We start from the raw sequence: 19,829 nt of genomic DNA on the forward strand, positions 1-19,829 counted from the left end.
ACGCGCAAGGTCCCTGAGCGGCCGCCTCCGACGTGAGGCGCCCGGGGGCGAAGGAGCTGAATGTCCGTGAACGACGCGCCCGCCGGTAGCACCGGCGGGCTCTCCGAGCTGCCGGAGAAGATGCGGGTCCATGCCCTGGCCAAGCTGCTGGGCACGGCGAGCCGCGATGTCCTGGCGACCCTGGTCGGTCTGGGCCAGGAGGTCCGTAGCGCCCAGTCCAGCATCACCCGTGCGACGGCCGAGCAGGTCGTCGCGGCGCTGCGCCCGGTCACGGACGCCGCCGGGGCCACCTCCCCGGACCCCACCGACGGGGCCGAGCCCGCCGCGGCGGAGGCCGCCCCCGCGGCCGACACGCCGGACGCCGCACTCGCCGAGGCCGCAGCCGTGCTCGACATCGACTCGGCCGACGCCGGGGACGCGACCACCGAGGTCCGGGCGAACCCGTTCGACACCGGTTCCGGTGCTTCCCGGGGCGGGTCCGCGCCCGCACTGGCGCCGGTCTTCGCCGTCCCGATGTTCCAGGCCCCCACCGCCCAGGGCGCCGCGCAGACCGCCCCGGCGGCCGCCGAGCCCGCCGTCGACGACGCGGCCGAGCAGCCCGGTGGCGAGGACGGCACCGACGGCGGCGCCCGCCGCGGCCGTAAGAGCCGCCGTCGCAAGGACCGCGACACCGACACCACCGCGTCCCCGGCCGCGGACTCCGGGGCCGCCACCCCGGCGGCCGACGACGCCGACCCCGACGGGACCACCGACGCCGACGACCGGGGCGACGGCTCCGACGACGACGGCGAGGACGAGAACGGCAACCGCCGTCGTCGCCGCCGGGGCCGTCGTGGCCGCGGCCGCGGCAAGGGCGGCGAGGACTCCGGCGAGGACGGCGACGACTCGGAGGACTCCGACGAGTCCGGTTCCGAGGACGCCGGTTCCACCGGGGCCGACTCCGAGGACTCCGACTCCGAGGACGCCGACGACTCCGACGAGCAGTCCCCGGGCGGCTCGCGCCGCCGGCGGCGCCGTCGTCGTCGCGGGGGGTCCGACGTCGAGGACCGTTCCGAGGACGACCCGCCCAACACCGTCACCCGGGTCCGCGAGGCCCGGAGCGAGTCCCGCCAGGACTCCGGGTCGTCCTCCGACGACCAGGTCCAGGGCGTGCGCGGCTCCACCCGGCTCGAGGCCAAGCGTCAGCGGCGGCGGGACGGCCGCGACGCGGGCCGCCGCCGTCCGCCGATCCTGTCCGAGTCGGAGTTCCTGGCCCGGCGCGAGTCGGTCGACCGCCAGATGGTGATCCGCCAGCGCTCCGACCGCACCGAGATCGGCGTGCTCGAGGACGACATCCTCGTCGAGCACTTCATCACCGGCGGCAACTCCGGCAGCTCGATGGTCGGCAACGTCTACCTCGGCCGCGTGCAGAACGTGCTGCCCTCGATGGAGGCGGCCTTCGTCGACATCGGGCGCGGCCGCAACGCCGTGCTCTACGCCGGTGAGGTCGACTGGGACGCCGCCGGCCTCAACGGCAAGGCGCGCAAGATCGAGCAGGCGCTGTCCTCCGGCGACCAGGTGCTGGTGCAGGTCACGAAGGACCCGGTCGGCCACAAGGGCGCCCGGCTGACCACGCAGATCTCCCTCGCCGGCCGCTTCCTGGTCTACGTGCCCTCCGGCGGCGCCGCGGGCATCTCCCGCAAGCTGCCCGACACCGAGCGCAAGCGCCTCAAGGAGATGCTGAAGGAGATCGTCCCGGCCGACGCCGGTGTGATCATCCGGACCGCCTCCGAGGGGGTCTCGCACGAAGCCCTCGAGCGCGACGTCCGCCGCCTGCAGGCGCAGTGGGAGGTCGTCAAGGAGAAGGCGAACAAGACCGGCCCGGGCGCACCCAAGGCCCCGACGCTCCTCTACGAGGAGCCGGACATGCTGGTCAAGGTCGTCCGCGACCAGTTCAACGAGGACTTCTCGAAGCTGATCGTGTCCGGCGCCGACGCCTGGGACACCGTGTCCGGCTACGTCGGGCACGTCGCGCCCGAGCTCACCGACCGGATGCACCGCCACACCGGCCCGTCCGACGTCTTCACCGAGTACCGGATCGACGAGCAGCTGCTCAAGGCGCTGGACCGCAAGGTCTGGCTGCCCTCGGGCGGCACCCTGGTGATCGACCGGACCGAGGCGATGACCGTCGTCGACGTCAACACCGGCAAGTTCACCGGCTCCGGCGGCAACCTCGAGGAGACCGTCACCCGCAACAACCTGGAGGCGGCCGAGGAGGTCGTCCGCCAGCTGCGGCTGCGTGACATCGGCGGGATCATCGTCGTCGACTTCATCGACATGGTGCTCGAGGCGAACCGGGACCTGGTCCTGCGCCGCCTCACCGAGTGCCTCGCCCGGGACCGCACCCGCCACCAGGTCGCCGAGGTGACCTCGCTCGGTCTGGTCCAGATGACCCGCAAGCGGGTCGGCGGCGGGCTGCTGGAGCACTTCTCCACCACCTGCGAGCACTGCCGCGGGCGGGGCGTGATCGTCTCGACCGACACCGGTCCGGATCACCAGCACGGCCGTTCCGGCAACGGCGGGCAGCACGGGAACGGCTCCGGCAACGGGAACGGCTCCGGCAACGGGAACGGCAACGGCGGCGGATCCGGCAACGGGTCCGGCTCCGGGAACGCCGGCAACGGCGACTCCGACGGCGGCGGGCGTCGCCGTCGTCGCCGCGGTGGCAACGGCAACGGCGAGCCCGGCAACGGCGAGTCCGGCCACGGCGGCTCCGGGAACGGGGACGCCGACCGCCACGACGCCGACCGCCACGCTCCCGACCGCAACGGCTCCGGACACCGCAACGGCTCCGACCGTGCCGGGGACCGGGACGGCTCCGGCGACACCGCGCGCGTCGACGCCGCCGCGGGTGCCGCGGCCGTCGCCGCGGGCAGAAGCCCGAAGGGCGACGACGGCGCGGCCGCCGGGTCCACCGGGGTCTCCGTGCCGGCCACGGCCGACACCACCGTCACCGACGCCGCACCCGCACCGGCCCCGGCCGACGACGAGACCGTCGTCGCCGAGCCGCGCGGTGAGCTGACCGGTTCGGCCGCCCCGGTGGTCGCCGAGCCCACCGGGGCCCCGCAGGCTGCGACCCCGGCCCAGGACGTGGCCCCGGCCCAGGACGTGGCCCCGGAGCCGGCGGGGACGCCCCCCGCCGCCCCGGAGCCCGACGCACCCGCACCGCGCCGCCGCCGGGTCAGCCGCTCCGGCGGCGCCCCGGTCCGCGGTGGTGAGGCGGTGGTCATCACGACCGCCTCGACGCCGGAGGAGTCCGCTCCGCCGGCGGCCACGACGGCACCGGCCGACGCGGGAACGGCGGCCGCTCCGGCCGTCGCCGCGCAGCCGGAGCCCGCCGCGGCCGTCACCCGTACCCGCCGTCCACGCCGGGCGGCCTCCCGTCCGGCGGGTCCGCCCCAGGACGGAGGGTGACGGCGACCCCGGCGGAGAGCACTCCGACGGGGTCGCGTAACCTTGACCGACAGAAGCCACGCCTCTGCACACGACAGTGTTCGGCACGGGGGCCGTGGTGTGCGCGCCGGGGACCGGCGCGAGCTGTGAAAGCCCGAGCGCACCAGATGCGCCCCCGATGTTCAGGAGTCGTGCGTCAGCGATGTACGCGATCGTCAAGACCGGCGGCAAGCAGTACAAGGTGGCCGTCGACGACGTGGTCACCGTCGAGAAGCTCGACGGTGAGCCCGGCGCCGAGATCATTCTGCCCGCCGTTCTGCTCGTCGACGGCGACCAGGTGACCACCGACGCCAGCGGCCTCACCTCCGCGGTGACGGCCACCGTCGTCGAGCACACCAAGGGTCCGAAGATCCGGATCCACAAGTTCAAGAACAAGACCGGGTACCACAAGCGTCAGGGGCACCGTCAGCCCCTGACGAAGGTCCAGGTCACCGCGATCGGCAAGTAAGGAGCCCGCGTCATGGCACACAAGAAGGGTGCGTCCAGCTCCCGTAACGGTCGCGACTCCAACGCCCAGTACCTGGGTGTGAAGCGTTTCGGCGGCCAGTCGGTCAAGGCCGGCGAGATCCTCATCCGTCAGCGCGGCACCGCCACCCACCCGGGTGTCAACGTCGGGCGCGGCAAGGACGACACGCTGTTCGCCCTCGCCGCCGGGACCGTCGAGTTCGGTTCCAAGCGCGGCCGCAAGACCGTGAACATCGTGCCGGCCGAGGTCTGAGCGACCCGCCAGCACAGCGACGCCGACGGCGGGTCACCCCGGTAACGGGGGGCCCGCCGTTCGTCGTGTCACCACCCACCGCGGCCCCGCCGCGGTTACGACAACGACAGGAGCACCGTCATGTCCCGGTTCGTGGACCGCGTCGTGCTGCACGCGACCGCGGGTGCCGGGGGCAACGGCTGCGCCTCGGTACACCGCGAGAAGTTCAAGCCGCTCGGCGGCCCCGACGGCGGCAACGGCGGCCGGGGCGGCTCGGTCGTGCTCGTCGTCGACGCGGGTGTGCACACGCTGCTCGACTACCACCACCGCCCCCGTGCGGAGGCGAAGAACGGCACGCAGGGGCAGGGTGCGTTCAAGCAGGGCGCGAACGCCCCGGACCTGGAGCTGCGGGTCCCCGACGGCACCGTCGTTCTCGACGCCGGCGGCGAGGTCGTCGCCGACCTGGTCGGTGTCGGCACCCGGTTCGTCGCCGCCGAGGGCGGACGGGGCGGGCTCGGCAACGCCGCGCTGTCCTCCGCCGCCCGCAAGGCCCCCGGCTTCGCGCTGCTCGGTGAGCCCGGCGACGAGGTCGAGCTGACCCTGGAGCTGCGCAGCCTCGCCGACGTCGGCCTGGTCGGGTTCCCCAGCGCGGGCAAGTCCTCGCTGGTGGCGGCCCTGTCCGCGGCCCGCCCGAAGATCGCCGACTACCCGTTCACCACCCTCGTGCCCCAGCTCGGCGTGGTCAGCGCGGGGGACGACACCTTCACCGTCGCCGACGTCCCCGGCCTCATCCCGGGTGCCGCCGAGGGCCGCGGCCTCGGCCTGGAGTTCCTGCGCCACATCGAGCGCTGCTCGGTGCTGGTGCACGTCGTGGACTGCGCGACCTTCGAGACCGAGCGCGACCCGGTGTCCGACATCGAGGCACTGGAGACCGAGCTGGCGCACTACGCCGAGGCTCTCGGCACCAGCGCGCTGGGGGAGCGGATCGACCAGCGCCCGCGCCTGGTCGCGCTCAACAAGATCGACGTCCCGGACGCCGCGGACCTGGTCGACATGGTCCGCGAGGACCTGACCGAGCGCTTCGGCTGGCCGGTGTACGCGATCTCCACCGCGTCCCGGGCCGGGCTGCGGGAGCTGAGCTTCGCGATGGCCGAGCGGGTCGCCGCGGCCCGTGCCGCGCGCCCGGAGGCCGAGCCGAGCCGGATCGTGCTGCGCCCGCGCGCCGTCGACGACACCGGCTTCACCATCACGCCCGACCCGGAGCTCGACGGCGGGTTCATCGTGCGCGGGGAGCGCCCCGAGCGGTGGATCCGCCAGACCGCGTTCGAGAACGACGAGGCCGTCGGCTACCTCGCCGACCGGCTCGCCCGGCTCGGCGTGGAGGAGGCGCTCGCCAAGGCCGGAGCCGTCCCCGGCTGCCCGGTCACCGTCGGCCAGGTCACCTTCGACTGGGAGCCGTCCACCCCGGCCGGCGTCGCCGCCCTGCTCACCGGGCGCGGCACCGACATCCGGCTGGAGGGCAACGACCGGGTCGGCGCCGCCGAGCGCAAGCGCGCCCGGGGCGCGCGCCGGAACCACCTGTCCGACGCCGAGCTCGCCGCGGGCGCCCGCTACTCGTCGGACCACGAGATCGAGGAGTGAGACCCGCGTGAGCACGCGCGCCGCACTGGGTGCGGCGAAGCGGATCGTGGTGAAGGTCGGGTCGTCGTCGCTGACGAGCCTGACCGGTGGTCTCGACCCGGCCCGGCTCGACGCCCTGGTCGACGCCCTGGTGGGGCGTCGCGCCGCCGGTGCGCAGGTCGTGCTCGTCTCCTCGGGGGCGATCGCGGCCGGCCTCGCGCCGCTGCAGCTGCGACGCCGGCCGCGTGACCTGGCGACCCAGCAGGCCGCCGCGTCGGTCGGGCAGCTGCTGCTCGCCCACGCCTACTCGGCGTCGTTCGCCCGGCACGGGCAGGGCATCGGGCAGGTGCTGCTCACCGCCGACGACATGATCCGCCGCTCGAACTACCGCAACGCCCAGCGCACGCTGGAGCGGCTGCTGCAGCTCGGGTCGCTTCCGGTGGTCAACGAGAACGACACCGTCGCCACCGCCGAGATCCGGGTGGGCGACAACGACCGGCTCGCCGCGCTCGTCGCGCACATCGTCGGCGCCGACGCGCTCGTGCTGCTCTCCGACGTCGACGGCCTCTACGACGGCCACCCGCGCGACCCCGGGACGTCGCTGATCACCGAGGTCGACGACCCGGCCGAGCTCGCGGGGGTCAGCGTCACCCGCCCCGGGTCGGGACTGGGCACCGGCGGCATGGCCACCAAGGTCGAGGCGGCCGCGATGGCGTCGGCGGCCGGGATCCCGGTGCTGCTGACCTCCGCCGACCGGATCGCCGATGCCCTGGCCACCACCGAGGACGGCCCGGAGGTCGGCACCGTGTTCCGCGCCGCCGGGACCCGGATGGGTGCCCGCCGGTTCTGGCTGCGGCACGCCGCCGACGTCCGTGGGGCCCTCGACCTCGACGACGGCGCGGTCGAGGCCGTCCGCCGCCGTCGTCGCTCGCTGCTCGCCGCCGGGGTGCACGGCGTGTCCGGTGACTTCGACGCCGGCGACGTCGTCGAGCTGCTCGCCCCCGGTGGACGGGCCATCGCACGGGGTGTCGTCTCCTACGACGCGACCGAGCTGCCGCACATGATCGGCCGCCGGACCCGCGAGCTGCCGCCCGAGCAGCGGCGCGAGCTCGTCCACGCGGACGACCTCGTTCTGCTCTAGACGGCGGCAGGGCACAATGCCCGCATGTCGGCCGACCGCGCCCGTTCCGCGCTGGTCGCGTCCCTGGTCCGCGACGGCCGGGTGCGCACCTCCGCGGTCCGCGCGGCACTGGAGACGGTGCCGCGCCACCTGTTCCTGCCGGCCCTCGACCCCGGCGGGGCCTACGCCGACGTCGCCGTCCCGATCAAAATCGACGACGGCGTCACGGTCAGCTCGGTCTCCCAGCCGTCGATGGTCGCGATCATGCTGGAACAGCTGGAGGCCGGGCCGGGACACCGGGTGCTGGAGATCGGTGCGGGGGCCGGCTGGAACGCGGCGCTGCTGGCGGAGCTGGTCGGTCCGGACGGGGCCGTGACCACCCTCGACATCGACGACGACCTGGTCGCCGGGGCCCGGGCGAACCTGGACGCCGCCGGGTTCGACGACGTCGACGTCGTCGTCGGGGACGGGGCGCTCGGGTACCCGCCCGCGGCGCCCTACGACCGGATCCAGCTGACCGTCGGCTCCACCGGCGTTCGGCCGGAGTGGGTCGCCCAGCTCGCGCCCGGCGGCCGGCTGCTGCTGCCGCTCACGGTGCGCGGCAGCCAGCTGTCGGTGGCGTTTGTCCACACCGCTCCGGGACGGCTGCACTCGCGGTCGGTGCGCAGCTGCGCGTTCGTCCGGCTGCGCGGGGAGGGTGCCGACCCGGGCGCCGAGGTCGCGCTGCCGGACGGCCGGTGGCGGGTGCAGCCCGCCTGCGGCTCCGATGACGCCGACGTCCCGGACCCGCGGGCGCTGGCCCGCGCGACCACGGGTGCGGGCTCCGACCGGCCGGTGGCAGCGGCGGGCACGGTGGCGGATCTGTGGGACGGGCTCGGGCTGTGGTGCGCGGTCGCCGACCCGGGGGTGGTGCGGCTGTTCGGCCCGGCCGAGGGTGGGGCGGCACCGGCGCTGTTCGACCTCGGTGGTGTCCGCGCGACGCTGGGCCTGGTCGCGGGCGACGGGTGCGCGGTGCTGCTGGCGAACCCGGAGGCGACGGTGCGGGCCTGCGGGCCGGACGGTGACCGCGCCGCCGAACGGCTGGCCGGGCTGGTCGCGGGGTGGGTCGACGCGGGCCGGCCGCACGCGGCGGACCTGCGGATCGAGGCGGTCGTCCCGTCGCTCGCCGGTCCCGGTGGCGGTGCGGAGCGCGGGTCCGTTGTGGACCGGGCCGGGCCGGCGGACGTGGTGGTGGACGGCGCGGGTACCCGGCTGACGCTGCGCTGGGGTCCGGCCACGGCCTGACACGCGGGGTCACGGCCCGGAGCCGGGCCCGGGGCGACACGGTCCCGCACCGCTGCGGCGGCGCGGAGCCCGTGGCCCGGTGCCCCGGCCCACCCGGCGTCCCCGGGCGGGCCGCCGGCGGACCCCGCGCCCGCCGGCGGCCGGCCCGCGGTGACCGGGGCACGGTGCTCACCGGGACCGGGTCGTCCGTTTCGGACTCGTCGTCGTCGTCGTCTTCGTCGTGGTCCTCCTCGTGGTCTGCGGCGCCGAGGTCGCCCGGGGTGCCGGGGTCCGCGCGGCGGAGGTCCGCGGTGTACCCGGGGACCGGGCGACGACCGTGCGGTGGTGGTCGTGGTCGTCGTCGAGTGCGGACACCGGTACCCACCGCGGTCCGGCCGGTGACACGACCGCCTCGGGCGCAGGGCAGGCGGCCGGGTCCACCTCGAGGTAGTCGTCGCCGTCGGCCTCCAGGACCCCGCACACCTGCCGTTCCGGCCCGGTCGAGCAGGCGGTCAGCGGGGCGCCGGCGACGAGGACCAGTGCGAGCGCGGAGAGCCAGGTCGCGGTCCGCACGGCTCAGACCTGCTCGACGTCGAAGTTGACCAGACCGCCCTGGACCTCGGTCACGGTCGCGCGGACGTCGATCGAGTCCTCGTCGGAGGTGACGCGGCAGCCGACGGCCTGGCCGGTGGTGGGGGCGAGGTCGCCGTCGCAGGTGGTGGCGTCGATCGGGACGCCGGCGTTCTGCGCGACGAGCGAGCCGACGGTGTCCTGCAGCAGCGCCTTCGGCACCGGGCGGGGCTCGGTGGTGATGTCGAAGGAGACGGTGTCCCCGTCGACGGCGGTGACGGTGACGACGGCGCCGACCGGCTGGCCACCGGAGTGGAACTCGCAGGTCCGGCTCGCCCCGACGGTCGCGTCGAGGTCGGTGGCGCAGTCGGCCTTCCCGTTGTCGAGGGAGACGCCCTGCGCGCCCAGCTTGCTGACGATCTGCTGCTCGACGCTGTCCGCCGGGACGGAGGCGAGGCTGCAGGCCGTGGTGCCGAACAGGACTGTGCTCGTCGCCGCGGCGATGAGGCCGAGCCGGGCGAGGCTGCGCAGGGTGGCGTTCATGGTGTCTCCTCGGGTGGTGGCCCCGGCGGCCCGGGCGGCCGGTGGGGCGAACACCACGAACTCTGCGGTGGGCCACTGGCACTCCACTTGCAGCGGCCTTGCAGGGTCCTGCACGCGGTCCCGCGGAGCGCGGCTCAGGCGCTCCGGCCCACCACCCGGGTGGCGACGGTGCCGCCGTCACCGAGCTCGTCGAGGACTGCGGCGATCGCCGCCCGCCCACCCGCGACGCCCTCGGTGAACGCGGTGGCGTACCGCTCCGCCGAGCCGCCGAGCGCGGCCCGGACCAGGGCGACGTTGCGCTCGGAGTCCTGCGGGTCCATCTCCTCGGGCCGGTAGCCGACCTCGCCGCCGACCGCGGACACCGCCCCCAGCAGCAGGGCGCCCCGTACGCCGTCCCCGGACTGCCCCAACGCGCCCGCGAGGGCGTGCACCGCGACCAGCCAGGACGTCACGTCGGGCTCGCCACCGAGGAACCGCACGAGCGACTCCGCCTCGTCCAGCGCGGCCGGGTCGCCGCGGTCGAGCAGGGTCTTCACCAGGTGCCAGCGCGAGGACCCGTCGGCGAACCCGTGCCCGGCCCGCCGCGCGACGGCCACCGCGGACCGCAGCACGTCCAGCGCCGTCGCCGTGTCCCCGCCGAGGCGCGCGAGGTGCCCGGCGGCCATCAGCGTCTCGGACTCACCGGGGCCGTCCCCGGCCGCGCGCGAGACCGCGAGTGCCTCGCCCAGCAGGGCCTGTGCGGCCGCCGGGTCGGCCGCCGCGGCCAGGTAGGCCCGGAACGCGAGCCCGCGGGCGACCTTCGTCGGGTGCCGGGCCGGGTCCATCCGTTCCAGCCCGGCGGCGACGTCGGCGGCCGCACCGGCCGGGTCACCGGCCAGGTAGCGCAGGGGACCGGAGGCGAAGTGCGCCAGCCCGACGGCCTCCGGGTCGGCGTCCGGCCCGGCCGCGGCCAGCGCGGCGGTGGCCCACCCGATGCCCTCGGCGACCCGGCCGAAGCGGTACCAGTACCAGCCCAGCACCCCGGCCAGGCGCAGCGCGTCGTCGACCGCGGCGGTACTCCCGTCGGCGAGCGCGGCCCCGAACGCGGCCCGCACGTTCGGCTGCTCGGCTCGGACCCGCCCGAACCAGCGGGCCGCGTCGTGGCCGAGCCAGGCGGCGTCGGCCTCGGTGACGACGTCGAGGACCCAGCGCCGGTGCGCGGTGCGGGCCGCCGTATGCGCGGCGTCGTCGAGCAGGGTGTCGCCGAAGGCACGCAGGGACTCCAGCAGCGCGAACCGGCGGGGGCCCGGTGCGCCGGTGTCGACGCCGACCAGGGACTTCGCGACGAGCGTGGCCAGCCCGTCGCGGACCGGCACCCCGGCGACGTCGGCGGCCGCGGCCGAGTCGAACCCGCCGGTGAACACCGACAGCGCCCCGAACAGCCACCGATCGGCCGGGCCGAGGTCGTCGACCGACAGCGCGATGGTGTGCTCCAGGCTCCGGTGCCGGGCGGGGGTGCCCCGGCCGGCCCCCACGAGCAGGGAGAACCGGTCGTCGAGGGCGTCGGCGATCTCCCCGACCGACAGGGTGCGGCTGCGGGCGGCCGCCAGCTCGACGGCCAGCGGGAGCCCGTCGAGCCGGGCGCAGACCTCGGCGACGCGGGCCCGGTCGTCGCCGGTGGGGGCCACGCCGGGCGCCGCGGCCGACGCGCGGTCCAGGAACAGCTGCTCGGCCGCGGCGGGGGACAGCGGCGCGAGCTCCAGCAGCTGCTCACCGGGCAGGTCGACGGGCTCGCGGCTGGTCGCGACCACCCGCACGCCGGGGCACTCGGGCAGCAGCGTGGTGAGCAGCTCGGCGACGGCGTCGAGGACGTGCTCGCAGTTGTCGAGCACCAGCAGGCCGGGGGTGCCGGCCAGGGCGGCGGCGAGCTGGTCGGCGCCCTGGGCGGTGAGCACCCCGGCGGCCTCGGCGACGACGGGGGCGAGCAGCGCGCCGGAGGTCCCCGGGGCGAGGTCGGCGAGCTCGGTCCACCACACCGGACCGCCCGTGTCGGCGGCGACGGCCAGCGCGACGCGGGTCTTGCCCACCCCGCCGGGGCCGACGACGGTGACGAGCCGGTGGGCGTCGAGGGCGGCGCGCAGCCCGGCGAGGTCGTCGTCGCGGCCGAGCAGCGCCGTCGACGGCACCGGCAGCGGCCTGCGGGTGGCCCCGGCGGCGGGCGCCGGGGCGTCGGCGGCGGGGGCCCGGTGCAGCAGCTCCGGGTCGTGGGCGAGCACCGCCCGCTCGGTCGCGGCGAGTCCGGGCCCCGGGTCGACGCCGAGCTCCTCGGCGAGCAGGTCCCGCGCGGTCCGCAGGACGGCGAGGGCGTCGGCCTGGCGCCCGGCGCGGTAGAGCGCGCGGGCCCGCAGCTCCCACGCGCGCTCGCGCAGCGGGTACTCGGCGGTGAGCGCGGCCAGGTCGTCGAGCAGCGTCACGTCCTCGCCGGTGGCGAGCGCGGCGGCGGCCCGGTCCTCGCGGATCCCGGCGCGCAGCTCGGTCAGCGCGGCCACCTCGGCGGCCAGGAAGGCGCGGTCGGCGAGGTCGCCGAACGGGGTGCCGTCGCCGGTGGCCAGCGCCAGGTCCAGCACGGACACCGCCTCGTGCGGGCGTCGCTGCGCCAGCGCGGTCGCGCCGCGGGCGGCGAGCTCGCGCATCGCCCACACGTCGACCTGCTCGGGCCGGACGGCCAGGGCGTAGCCGCCGCTGCCGCGGACCAGTACCGTCGCGGCCCCGCGGGCCGAGCGGCCGGGCTCCAGGACACCCCGCAGCCGGGCGACGTAGGTGTGCAGCGCCTGCTTCGAGGCCGGGGCGGGTTCGGAGTCCCAGACGGCGTCGATGAGCAGGTCCTCGGTGGCCGGACGCCCGGCGGCGACGACGAGCGCGGCGAGCAGCGCCCGCGGGCGCGGCCCGCCGAGCGCCAGGTCGTCGCCGTCACGGCTCGCCCGCACACCACCGAGGACCGAGAGCTGCAGTGACGACGCCTGCGGGGGGACCGCCTCCGCAGGCACGGCAGGACCGGACATACCCCGACCCTACGAAGATGATCCGGATCTCCGGAATCATCTGCTCTGATGATGCGTGGCCGGTCAGCCGCGCGGCTCCAGGTGGACCAGCGGGATCTCCCGGGTGGTGCTGCGCTGGTAGCCGGCGTAGTTGCGGTACTTCCCGGCGATCTGCGGCCAGAGCGTCGCGCGGTCGGCCGGGTCGGCGATCCGGGCGCGCATGGGCACGCGTGGCCCGCCCTGCACGGCGACCTCGACGTCCGGGTCCGCACGCAGGTTGAGGAACCAGGCGGGGTGGCGGTCGTCGCCGCCCCGGGAGGCGACGACGACGTAGCTCCCGTCACCGTGGACCGGTGCCGTGAGCAGCACCGTGCGCGGCTCGCCGGAGCGCCGGCCGCGGGTGGTCAGCTCGACGACGGGCATCCCCATCGCCGAGTGGCCGACCTTCCCACCGGTCAGCCGGATCAGCAGACGGTGGCCCGCGTTCATGGCCTTCAGCGCGATGTCGGGTGGGTTCACGACCACGACCCTACCGGCGGGTAGTCGTCGCGGCGGGTCAGCCGGTGGCGGCGATCTTCTCCAGCGACGGCCGCAGCTGGTCGATCAGCCACCCGGTGGAGACCACGTTGGGGGCCTGCAGGGCGACGGCCTGGTCGAGGGTGAGGGCGGTGTAGGTGCCGTCACGGACCGCGCGCACCCGCCGGACCAGCTCGTTGCCCTCGAACGTGGCGCGGTCACCGGCGGCGGCGAAGGTCATCAGGAGCAGATCGGCCTCGGAGAGCCGGGAGACCTCCTCGTAGGAGACGCCGACGGTCCCGGGGGCCAGCGCGTCCGACGCCGGTGCGGACCGGAAGGACTCCGGGACCTGCAGGCCCAGCGACCGCATGAACACCGTCGACAGGTTCTGCTCGCCGACGACCATCGGCAGCACCTCGCCGCGGGCCTGTCCGTAGAGGTAGGTCTTCCCCACGAGGCCGGGCAACCGGTCGCGGACCTCGGCGACCCGTCGGTCCGCGTCACCGATGAGCTCCTCGACCTCGGCCTCCCGGCCCAGTGCCCGGCCGATCAGGCGCGCGTCGTCCTGCATGGGGGAGCCGTAGAGCGTCCGCGGGTAGACCACGGTCGGCGCGATCCGGGCGAGCCGGTCGTAGGTCGCCCGGTCGGCGATCTGGTAAGCGCTCGTCGCGAGGATCAGGTCCGGCCGGAAGGCGGCGATCTGCTCCGGGTCGACGGTCGTCTGCTCGGCCGGGATCGACAGCACCTCGGCGGGGAGCGGGGCGAGGTAGGGAAGGTGCGGGGTGGACCCGGCCGGGTTCCGTACCGCACCGACGACGGGGGCACCGAGCGTCTGCGCCACCGCGAGGTCGTTCGCGCCGAGCGCGACCACCCGGGTCGGCGGCGCCGGGACCGTCGTCTCCCCGAACGCGTGGGTCAGCGTGACCGGGAAGGTGCCGTCGCCGGTGCCGGCCGGGGCGGGTGCGGGGGCGGCCGCCGGCCCGCCGCACCCGGCGAGCAGCAGCACGGCGGCGAGGACGACGACGAGGACCGGGATCCGACGGGCCTGGCTCTGCGACATGCACACTCCTCGATGAGATCAGGTCTGCCTAACCTAACCTGCTGGAGTGTCGTCGTCACGACGCGGTCAGCCGTCGACGGCCAGCACGAGCGGCAGCACCTCCGGAGCCCCGGCCCGCCGCAGCGCCCGCGCGGCGACCGTCATCGTCCAGCCCGAGTCGACGACGTCGTCGACCAGCAGCACCGGCCCGTCCACCCCGGACAGGTCCGGCACGGTCGCGCTGTCGAGCCCCTCCCACACCGCGGCCAGGCGCTGGGCGGAGTTCTCGGTCGCCGCGGGGCGCTCGCCGGCGGGGGACAGGGTGCCGAGCAGCGGCAGCCTGCCGATCTCGGCGATCCGCCGGGCGAGGTGGTCGAGCTGGTGCGGGCGGGTGCGTGAGCCGATCCCGACCACGCCCACCGGGCGCTGTTCCCAGCCCCACCCGGCGAGCACCCGGACCAGCGCGTCGAGCACGTCGGCCGGCACCGGGTCGTCGCCGCCGGTCACGAGCTCGCGCAGCCGGGTGCCCCACCCGATGTCGGACAGCCGTCCGATCGCCCGGCCGGACGCGGCCTGCTCGCCCGCGCCGATCCTCCCGGACAGCGGGACCCCGATGTCCTTCATCCCGGACGGCCACATCTTCCGCGGCGCGACCTCGATCCCGGGCCGGGTCAGGCGCTCGGCGGCGGCCTGCTCGCCGTCGGCGGACACCTCGTCGGACCAGACGGTGCCGGTGCAGGTGTCGCAGCGCCCGCACGGCGTCGGGTCCGGGTCGTCGAGCTGGCGGCGCAGGAACACCAGCCGGCACTCGGTGGTCGCGATGTAGTCGAGCATCGCCTGCTGCTCGGACCGGCGGGCGGAGTTCACGCGCTCGTGTCGCTCGGTGTCGTAGACCCACTCCCGGCCGGTCGCGACCCAGCCGCCCTTGACCCGCTTCGCGGCGCCGTCGGCGTCGAGGACCTTGAGCAGCATCTCCAGCCGGGTGCGGGACAGGTCGACCCGGGTCTCGATCGAGGCAGTGGACTGCGGCCGGTCCGACAGCACGGCGAGGGTCTGGCGGACCAGCGGCTCGGGCGGGAACGCCAGCGACGCGAAGTAGGCCCAGATGTCGCGGTCCTCGCGGCCGGGCAGCAGCACCACCTCGGCCCGGTCCAAGGCACGCCCGGCACGACCGATCTGCTGGTAGTAGGCGACCGGCGAGGCGGGCGCGCCGAGGTGCACGACGAACCCGAGGTCGGGCTTGTCGAAGCCCATGCCCAGCGCGGAGGTCGCGACCAGGGCCTTCACCCGGTTCTCCATCAGGTCGGACTCGGCGGCCAGGCGGTCCTCGGGGTCGGTGCGCCCGGAGTAGGAGCGCACGGCGACACCGCGCTCGCGCAGGAACTCGGCGACGTCGTCGGCCGCCTGGACGGTGAGCGTGTACACGATCCCGGCGCCGGGCATCTCGTCGAGCCTGGCCGCGAGCCAGGCCAGCCGCCGCGCCGGGCTCGGGAGCCGGACCACCGCCAGGCGCAGCGACTCGCGGTCCAGCGAGCCGCGCAGGACCAGGGTGTCCTGCTGGTCGCGCCCCATGCCGAGCTGCTCGGACACGTCGGTGACGACCCGGTCGTTCGCCGTCGCCGTGGTCGCCAGCACCGGGATCCCCGACGGCAGCTCGGCGATCAGCGTGCGCAGCCGCCGGTAGTCCGGGCGGAAGTCGTGGCCCCAGTCGGAGACGCAGTGCGCCTCGTCGACCACCAGCATCCCCGCGCTCGCCGCCAACTCCGGCAGCACCCGGTCCCGGAAGTCGGGGTTGTTGAGCCGCTCCGGGGACACGAGCAGCACGTCGACGTCGCCGTTCGCGATGTCGGCGTAGACCGCGTCCCACTCGTCGGCGTTCGCCGAGTTCACCGTGACCGCCACGATCCCGGAGCGGATCGCGGCGTCGATCTGGTTGCGCATCAGCGCCAGCAGCGGCGACACGATCACCGTCGGCCCGGCGCCCTGAGCGCGCAGCAGCGCGGTCGCCACGAAGTAGACCGCGGACTTGCCCCAGCCGGTGCGCTGCACGACCAGCGCGCGGCGGTGCTGGGCGACGAGCGCCTCGATCGCCCTCCACTGGTCCTCGCGCAGCCGGGCCTGCGGGCCGGCCAGCTGCTGCAGGACGGTCTCGGCGCGCTCGCGCAGGTCGGTGCTCGATGCGGTGGTCACGGCGCCCATGGTGGACCCGACCCCCGACAACGACCCGACGCGGGCCGCCGGGGTGTGAGCCGGGCCACCCGTCCGACGCGCGGCGGGCCGGGCGTGCAGGATGATCGCGTGTCGTCCGACAGCCCCGCCCACCGCCCGGTCTTCGGCTCCGTGGCGGACGTGACCGCCCGGCTCGCCGACGCCGGCTACCTGGCCTCGACCGCCGTCGCGACGACGGTGTTCCTCGCGGACCGGCTCGGCAAGCCGCTGCTCGTCGAGGGCCCCGCAGGCGTCGGTAAGACCGAGCTGGCCAAGGCCGTGGCCGCGGCGACGGAGTCCGGGCTGGTCCGCCTGCAGTGCTACGAGGGCATCGACGAGGCCCGCGCGCTCTACGAGTGGAACCACGCCAAGCAGCTGCTGCGGATCACCGCCGGTCAGCGCGGTGACGACGGCGCGGACTGGGACGCCACCCGCGACGACGTGTTCTCCGAGGAGTTCCTGCTCCCGCGCCCGCTGCTCACCGCGATCCGGCGCACCGACCCGACCGTGCTGCTGATCGACGAGATCGACAAGGCCGACGTCGAGGTCGAGGGCCTGCTGCTGGAGGTCCTGTCCGACTTCCAGGTCTCCATCCCCGAGCTGGGCACGGTCACCGCGAACCGGCGCCCGTTCGTGCTGCTGACCTCGAACTCCACCCGTGAGCTGTCCGAGGCGCTCAAGCGCCGCTGCCTGTTCCTGCACCTGGACTTCCCCGACGCCGACCTGGAGCGGCGGATCGTGCTCACCCGCGTCCCGGAGCTGACCGAGCAGCTCACCGACGCCCTGGTGCGCACCGTGCGGGTGCTGCGCGCGATGGAGCTGCGCAAGGCCCCCAGCGTCGCCGAGACGATCGACTGGGGCCGCACCCTGCTCGCCCTGGGCCTCGACACCCTCGACGACGACGCCGTCCGCGCCACCCTCGGTGTCGTGCTGAAGCACCGCTCGGACGCCGACAAGGCCGCCGCCGAGCTGCGGCTGAACTGAACGGCCCAGTCACGCACCGCTGATCGGCTGTCAAGGTCTGCACCCCTATGGAGTGAAGATCGGATCGATCGGGGCACCGGGCGTAACCGGGACGCGTGGCGCGAGTTGTCCCGGTTACACGCTCCCCAGCGACCGGAGGTCCACCGATGACCGCCCTCCCGGAACTGCCCCGCACCGCCGGCCGCCTGCTGCGCGCCGGACTGGCCGCCGGCGCCGTGCTCGCGCTCGGGCTCGCCACCGCCGGCACCGCGTCGGCGCAGGACGGCGCCCCGGACGCCGGCGTGCACCCGGGGGTCATGACCCGTACCGGACCCGAGGGTGCGCAGTGCACCGCGAACTTCGTCTTCACCGACGGGTCCGCGACCTACCTGGGGCAGGCCGCGCACTGCGCGGGCACCGGCGGATCCACCGAGGTGGACGGGTGCGAGGCCGGGTCGCTCCCGCTCGGCACCCCGGTCGAGGTCGAGGGCGCCGCCGCACCGGGCCGGCTCGTGTACTCCTCCTGGCTGAGCATGCAGGAGCGGGGCGAGACCGACCCGGAGACCTGCCGGTTCAACGACTTCGCGCTGGTCGAGCTCAGCCCGGACGACGCCGCTCGCACGAGCCCCACGGTGCCGTTCTACGGCGGCCCGACCGGGGTGGCCGCCGACGGCGTCGCGACCGGCGGGATCGTCTACGGCTACGGCAACTCCTCGCTGCGCCAGGGCGTGCGCGCGCTGAAGCCGAAGACCGGCACCTCGACCGGTACCGGGGGCGGCGGCTGGACGCACACCGTCGTCACCGTCCCGCCCGGCGTGCCCGGTGACTCCGGCTCGGGCTACCTGACCGCCGACGGCCGCGCCCTCGGCGTCCTCTCGACGCTGAACCTGGCTCCGGCTCCCGGCACGAACGGCATCAGCGACCTGCGGAAGATCCTCGACTACGCCAACGGCCCCGGCGGCCACGGCGGAGCACTGCGCCTGGTCGAGGGCGACCGTCCCTTCACCCCGCAGCCGGTGCCGATCGACCCCGCCTTCTAGGCGGAGGACCCCCGCGGTGTGGGACCGCGGTGCACCCCGGCGCTCCGGTCGTGGCTCGGCGGCTCGACCGGAGCGCCGGTGTACGTGCTCCGCGACGACTCGGGCGGGGTCGACGCCGTCCGCACCCGGCACCCGGACCCGGGCGGCCGGACCGGGGTCGGGTCCTGGCCCGGCGAGACCACCGCGTCCTACGCCCGGAGCCTGTGGACGGTGGGCCGGCCACCCTCGCTGATCACGCCCGCGTCACGCATGATGGACCGGTGACGACCCCGCCCGCCACCGCGCTCGCCCCCGAGCACGGCCTGCCCGGGCACCTCGTCGACTTCGTCTCCGCGCTGCGCCGCCACCACGTCGCGGTCGGCCCCGGGGAGACCGTCGACGCGGCCCGCGTGCTCGGCGCCCTGGACCTGCTGCACCGCGACCAGCTGCGGGAGGGGCTCGCCGCGGCGCTGCTGCGCCGCTCCGGGCAGCGCGGCACCTTCGACGCGCTGTTCGACCTGTGGTTCCCGCCCGCGCTGGGCGCCGGGTCGTCCGACGTCGACGTCCCGCGGATCGACGACGAGTCCGGGGAGGGCACCGGCCCGGTCGACGTCGACGCGCTGCGCGAGATCCTCGCCGACCTGCTCCGCGACGGCGACGAGGAGACCCTGCGCGAGCTCGCCCGCGCCGCCGTCGACGCGATCGGGACCTCCGGTGCCGCCGGGCAGGGCGTCCGCGGGCAGGCGGCGAAGCCGAACTGGTCGGCCTACCAGGCGCTGGGCGCGCTGTCCCCGGACACGCTGCTCGCCCGGATCCTCGACGGGCTGCGGGAGGAGGGCGACACCGACTTCGTGTCCGAGGTCCGCCGCCGCGAGATCCGCGACCGCATCGCCCGGTTCCGCGACGTCGTCCGCGAGGAGGTCCGCCGCCGCACCGCCGAGCAGCGCGGCCGCGAGCAGATCGCCCGCACCACCACCCCCACCCAGACCGACCAGGTCGACTTCCTCACCGCGAACGCCACCCAGCTCGCCGACCTGCGCCGCACCGTGCAGCCGCTGGCCCGGCGGCTCGCGTCGCGGCTGTCGGCGCGGCGGCGCCGCTCGAACCGCGGCCGGCTCGACCTGCGGCGCACGCTGCGCCGGTCGATGTCCACCGGCGGTGTGCCGATGGACCCGGCGCACAAGGTGCGCCGTCCCGGCCGCCCCGAGCTGGTGCTGCTGTGCGACGTGTCCGGGTCCGTCGCCGGGTTCAGTCACTTCACGTTGCTGCTGGTCCAGGCGCTGCGCGAGCAGTTCTCCAAGGTGCGGGTGTTCGCGTTCATCGAGCGCACCGACGAGGTCACGCACCTGTTCGAACCCGGCGCGGAGCTGTCCGGGGTGATGCAGCGGGTGCTGCGCGAGGCCACGCTCACCGCGTTCGACGGGCACTCCGACTACGGCAGCGCGTTCGGTGACTTCCTGGAGCACCACGGCGACGCGCTCACCCCGAGGACGTCGTTGCTGGTGCTCGGCGACGGCCGCACCAACTACCGCGACCCCAACCTGCGGGCGCTGGCGATGATGGCCGGGCGGGTCCGGCACGCGCACTGGCTCAACCCCGAGCCCGAGCGCAGCTGGGGCTCCGGCGACTCGGCCGCCACCCGCTACGGCGAGGTGCTCCCGATGCACGAGTGCCGTACCGCCGCGCAGCTCACCGACGTCGTCCAGGCGCTGCTGCCGGTCTGATCCTCCGGGCGATCACCCCGGGAGGGCTGACACCG

General features: G+C 75.6%; 16 protein-coding genes. 10 read left to right on the top strand and 6 right to left on the bottom strand.

Translation table 11 applies throughout. The features are described from left to right. The first annotated feature begins 60 nt into the window (after nt 1-60). The 6 genes from ATL51_RS24625 (at nt 61) to ATL51_RS24650 (ending at nt 8,213) form a co-directional block, all read left to right on the top strand. Complete coding sequence (locus ATL51_RS24625) at nt 61-3,453, top strand: translation initiation factor IF-2 N-terminal domain-containing protein (protein ID WP_100880074.1); 3,393 nt, start codon at nt 61-63, stop codon at nt 3,451-3,453. A gap of 181 nt (nt 3,454-3,634) precedes the next feature. Then, on the top strand, nt 3,635-3,940 hold the full coding sequence (gene rplU / locus ATL51_RS24630) for a 50S ribosomal protein L21 (protein WP_020624746.1): 306 nt from the start codon (nt 3,635-3,637) through the stop codon (nt 3,938-3,940). 12 nt (nt 3,941-3,952) lie between these two features. Further along, on the top strand, nt 3,953-4,210 hold the full coding sequence (rpmA, locus tag ATL51_RS24635; protein WP_020624745.1) for a 50S ribosomal protein L27: 258 nt from the start codon (nt 3,953-3,955) through the stop codon (nt 4,208-4,210). 120 nt (nt 4,211-4,330) lie between these two features. Then, nucleotides 4,331-5,830: a GTPase ObgE gene (gene obgE / locus ATL51_RS24640; protein WP_073578058.1), complete on the top strand. Its 1,500-nt coding sequence runs from the start codon at nt 4,331-4,333 to the stop codon at nt 5,828-5,830. A gap of 7 nt (nt 5,831-5,837) precedes the next feature. Further along, nucleotides 5,838-6,950, top strand: coding sequence for a glutamate 5-kinase (gene proB / locus ATL51_RS24645; protein WP_073578057.1), 1,113 nt, complete (start codon nt 5,838-5,840; stop codon nt 6,948-6,950). Between the two features lie 24 nt (nt 6,951-6,974). Further along, on the top strand, nt 6,975-8,213 hold the full coding sequence (locus ATL51_RS24650) for a methyltransferase domain-containing protein (protein WP_100880075.1): 1,239 nt from the start codon (nt 6,975-6,977) through the stop codon (nt 8,211-8,213). Nucleotides 8,214-8,381: 168 nt separating this feature from the next. On the opposite strand, the gene ATL51_RS24655 is transcribed toward ATL51_RS24650, so the two are convergent. The 6 genes from ATL51_RS24655 to ATL51_RS24680 form a co-directional block, all read right to left on the bottom strand. Then, nucleotides 8,382-8,765, bottom strand: coding sequence for a hypothetical protein (locus ATL51_RS24655; RefSeq protein WP_100880076.1), 384 nt, complete (start codon nt 8,763-8,765; stop codon nt 8,382-8,384). 3 nt (nt 8,766-8,768) lie between these two features. Then, on the bottom strand, nt 8,769-9,305 hold the full coding sequence (locus ATL51_RS24660) for a DUF4333 domain-containing protein (protein WP_157818506.1): 537 nt from the start codon (nt 9,303-9,305) through the stop codon (nt 8,769-8,771). Between the two features lie 134 nt (nt 9,306-9,439). After that, on the bottom strand, nt 9,440-12,346 hold the full coding sequence (locus ATL51_RS24665; RefSeq protein ID WP_100880078.1) for a BTAD domain-containing putative transcriptional regulator: 2,907 nt from the start codon (nt 12,344-12,346) through the stop codon (nt 9,440-9,442). Nucleotides 12,347-12,409: 63 nt separating this feature from the next. Further along, a complete protein-coding gene (locus ATL51_RS24670) occupies nt 12,410-12,814 on the bottom strand; it encodes a nitroreductase/quinone reductase family protein (protein WP_062404411.1) in 405 nt (134 codons plus the stop codon). 67 nt (nt 12,815-12,881) lie between these two features. Next, on the bottom strand, nt 12,882-13,901 hold the full coding sequence (locus tag ATL51_RS24675; RefSeq protein WP_100880079.1) for an ABC transporter substrate-binding protein: 1,020 nt from the start codon (nt 13,899-13,901) through the stop codon (nt 12,882-12,884). Between the two features lie 66 nt (nt 13,902-13,967). Next, nucleotides 13,968-16,070 (bottom strand): RecQ family ATP-dependent DNA helicase, encoded by a 2,103-nt coding sequence (locus ATL51_RS24680; protein ID WP_301549173.1) that lies wholly within the window; start codon nt 16,068-16,070, stop codon nt 13,968-13,970. 108 nt (nt 16,071-16,178) lie between these two features. Between ATL51_RS24680 and ATL51_RS24685 the strand changes: the two genes are divergently transcribed. From ATL51_RS24685 to ATL51_RS24700, 4 genes are all read left to right on the top strand, one after another. Further along, nucleotides 16,179-17,072, top strand: a complete 894-nt coding sequence (locus ATL51_RS24685; RefSeq protein ID WP_062401366.1) for an AAA family ATPase — start codon at nt 16,179-16,181, stop codon at nt 17,070-17,072. A gap of 146 nt (nt 17,073-17,218) precedes the next feature. After that, a complete protein-coding gene (locus ATL51_RS24690) occupies nt 17,219-18,091 on the top strand; it encodes a serine protease (RefSeq protein WP_301549174.1) in 873 nt (290 codons plus the stop codon). Between the two features lie 78 nt (nt 18,092-18,169). After that, nucleotides 18,170-18,355, top strand: a complete 186-nt coding sequence (locus ATL51_RS24695) for a hypothetical protein (protein ID WP_157818507.1) — start codon at nt 18,170-18,172, stop codon at nt 18,353-18,355. After that, nucleotides 18,352-19,794: a vWA domain-containing protein gene (locus ATL51_RS24700; protein WP_100880081.1), complete on the top strand. Its 1,443-nt coding sequence runs from the start codon at nt 18,352-18,354 to the stop codon at nt 19,792-19,794. The genes ATL51_RS24695 and ATL51_RS24700 overlap by 4 nt, the downstream gene beginning before the upstream one ends. Nucleotides 19,795-19,829: the final 35 nt, after the last annotated feature.

Origin of the sequence: Pseudonocardia alni, assembly GCF_002813375.1 — a bacterium.
Taxonomy (GTDB): domain Bacteria; phylum Actinomycetota; class Actinomycetes; order Mycobacteriales; family Pseudonocardiaceae; genus Pseudonocardia; species Pseudonocardia alni.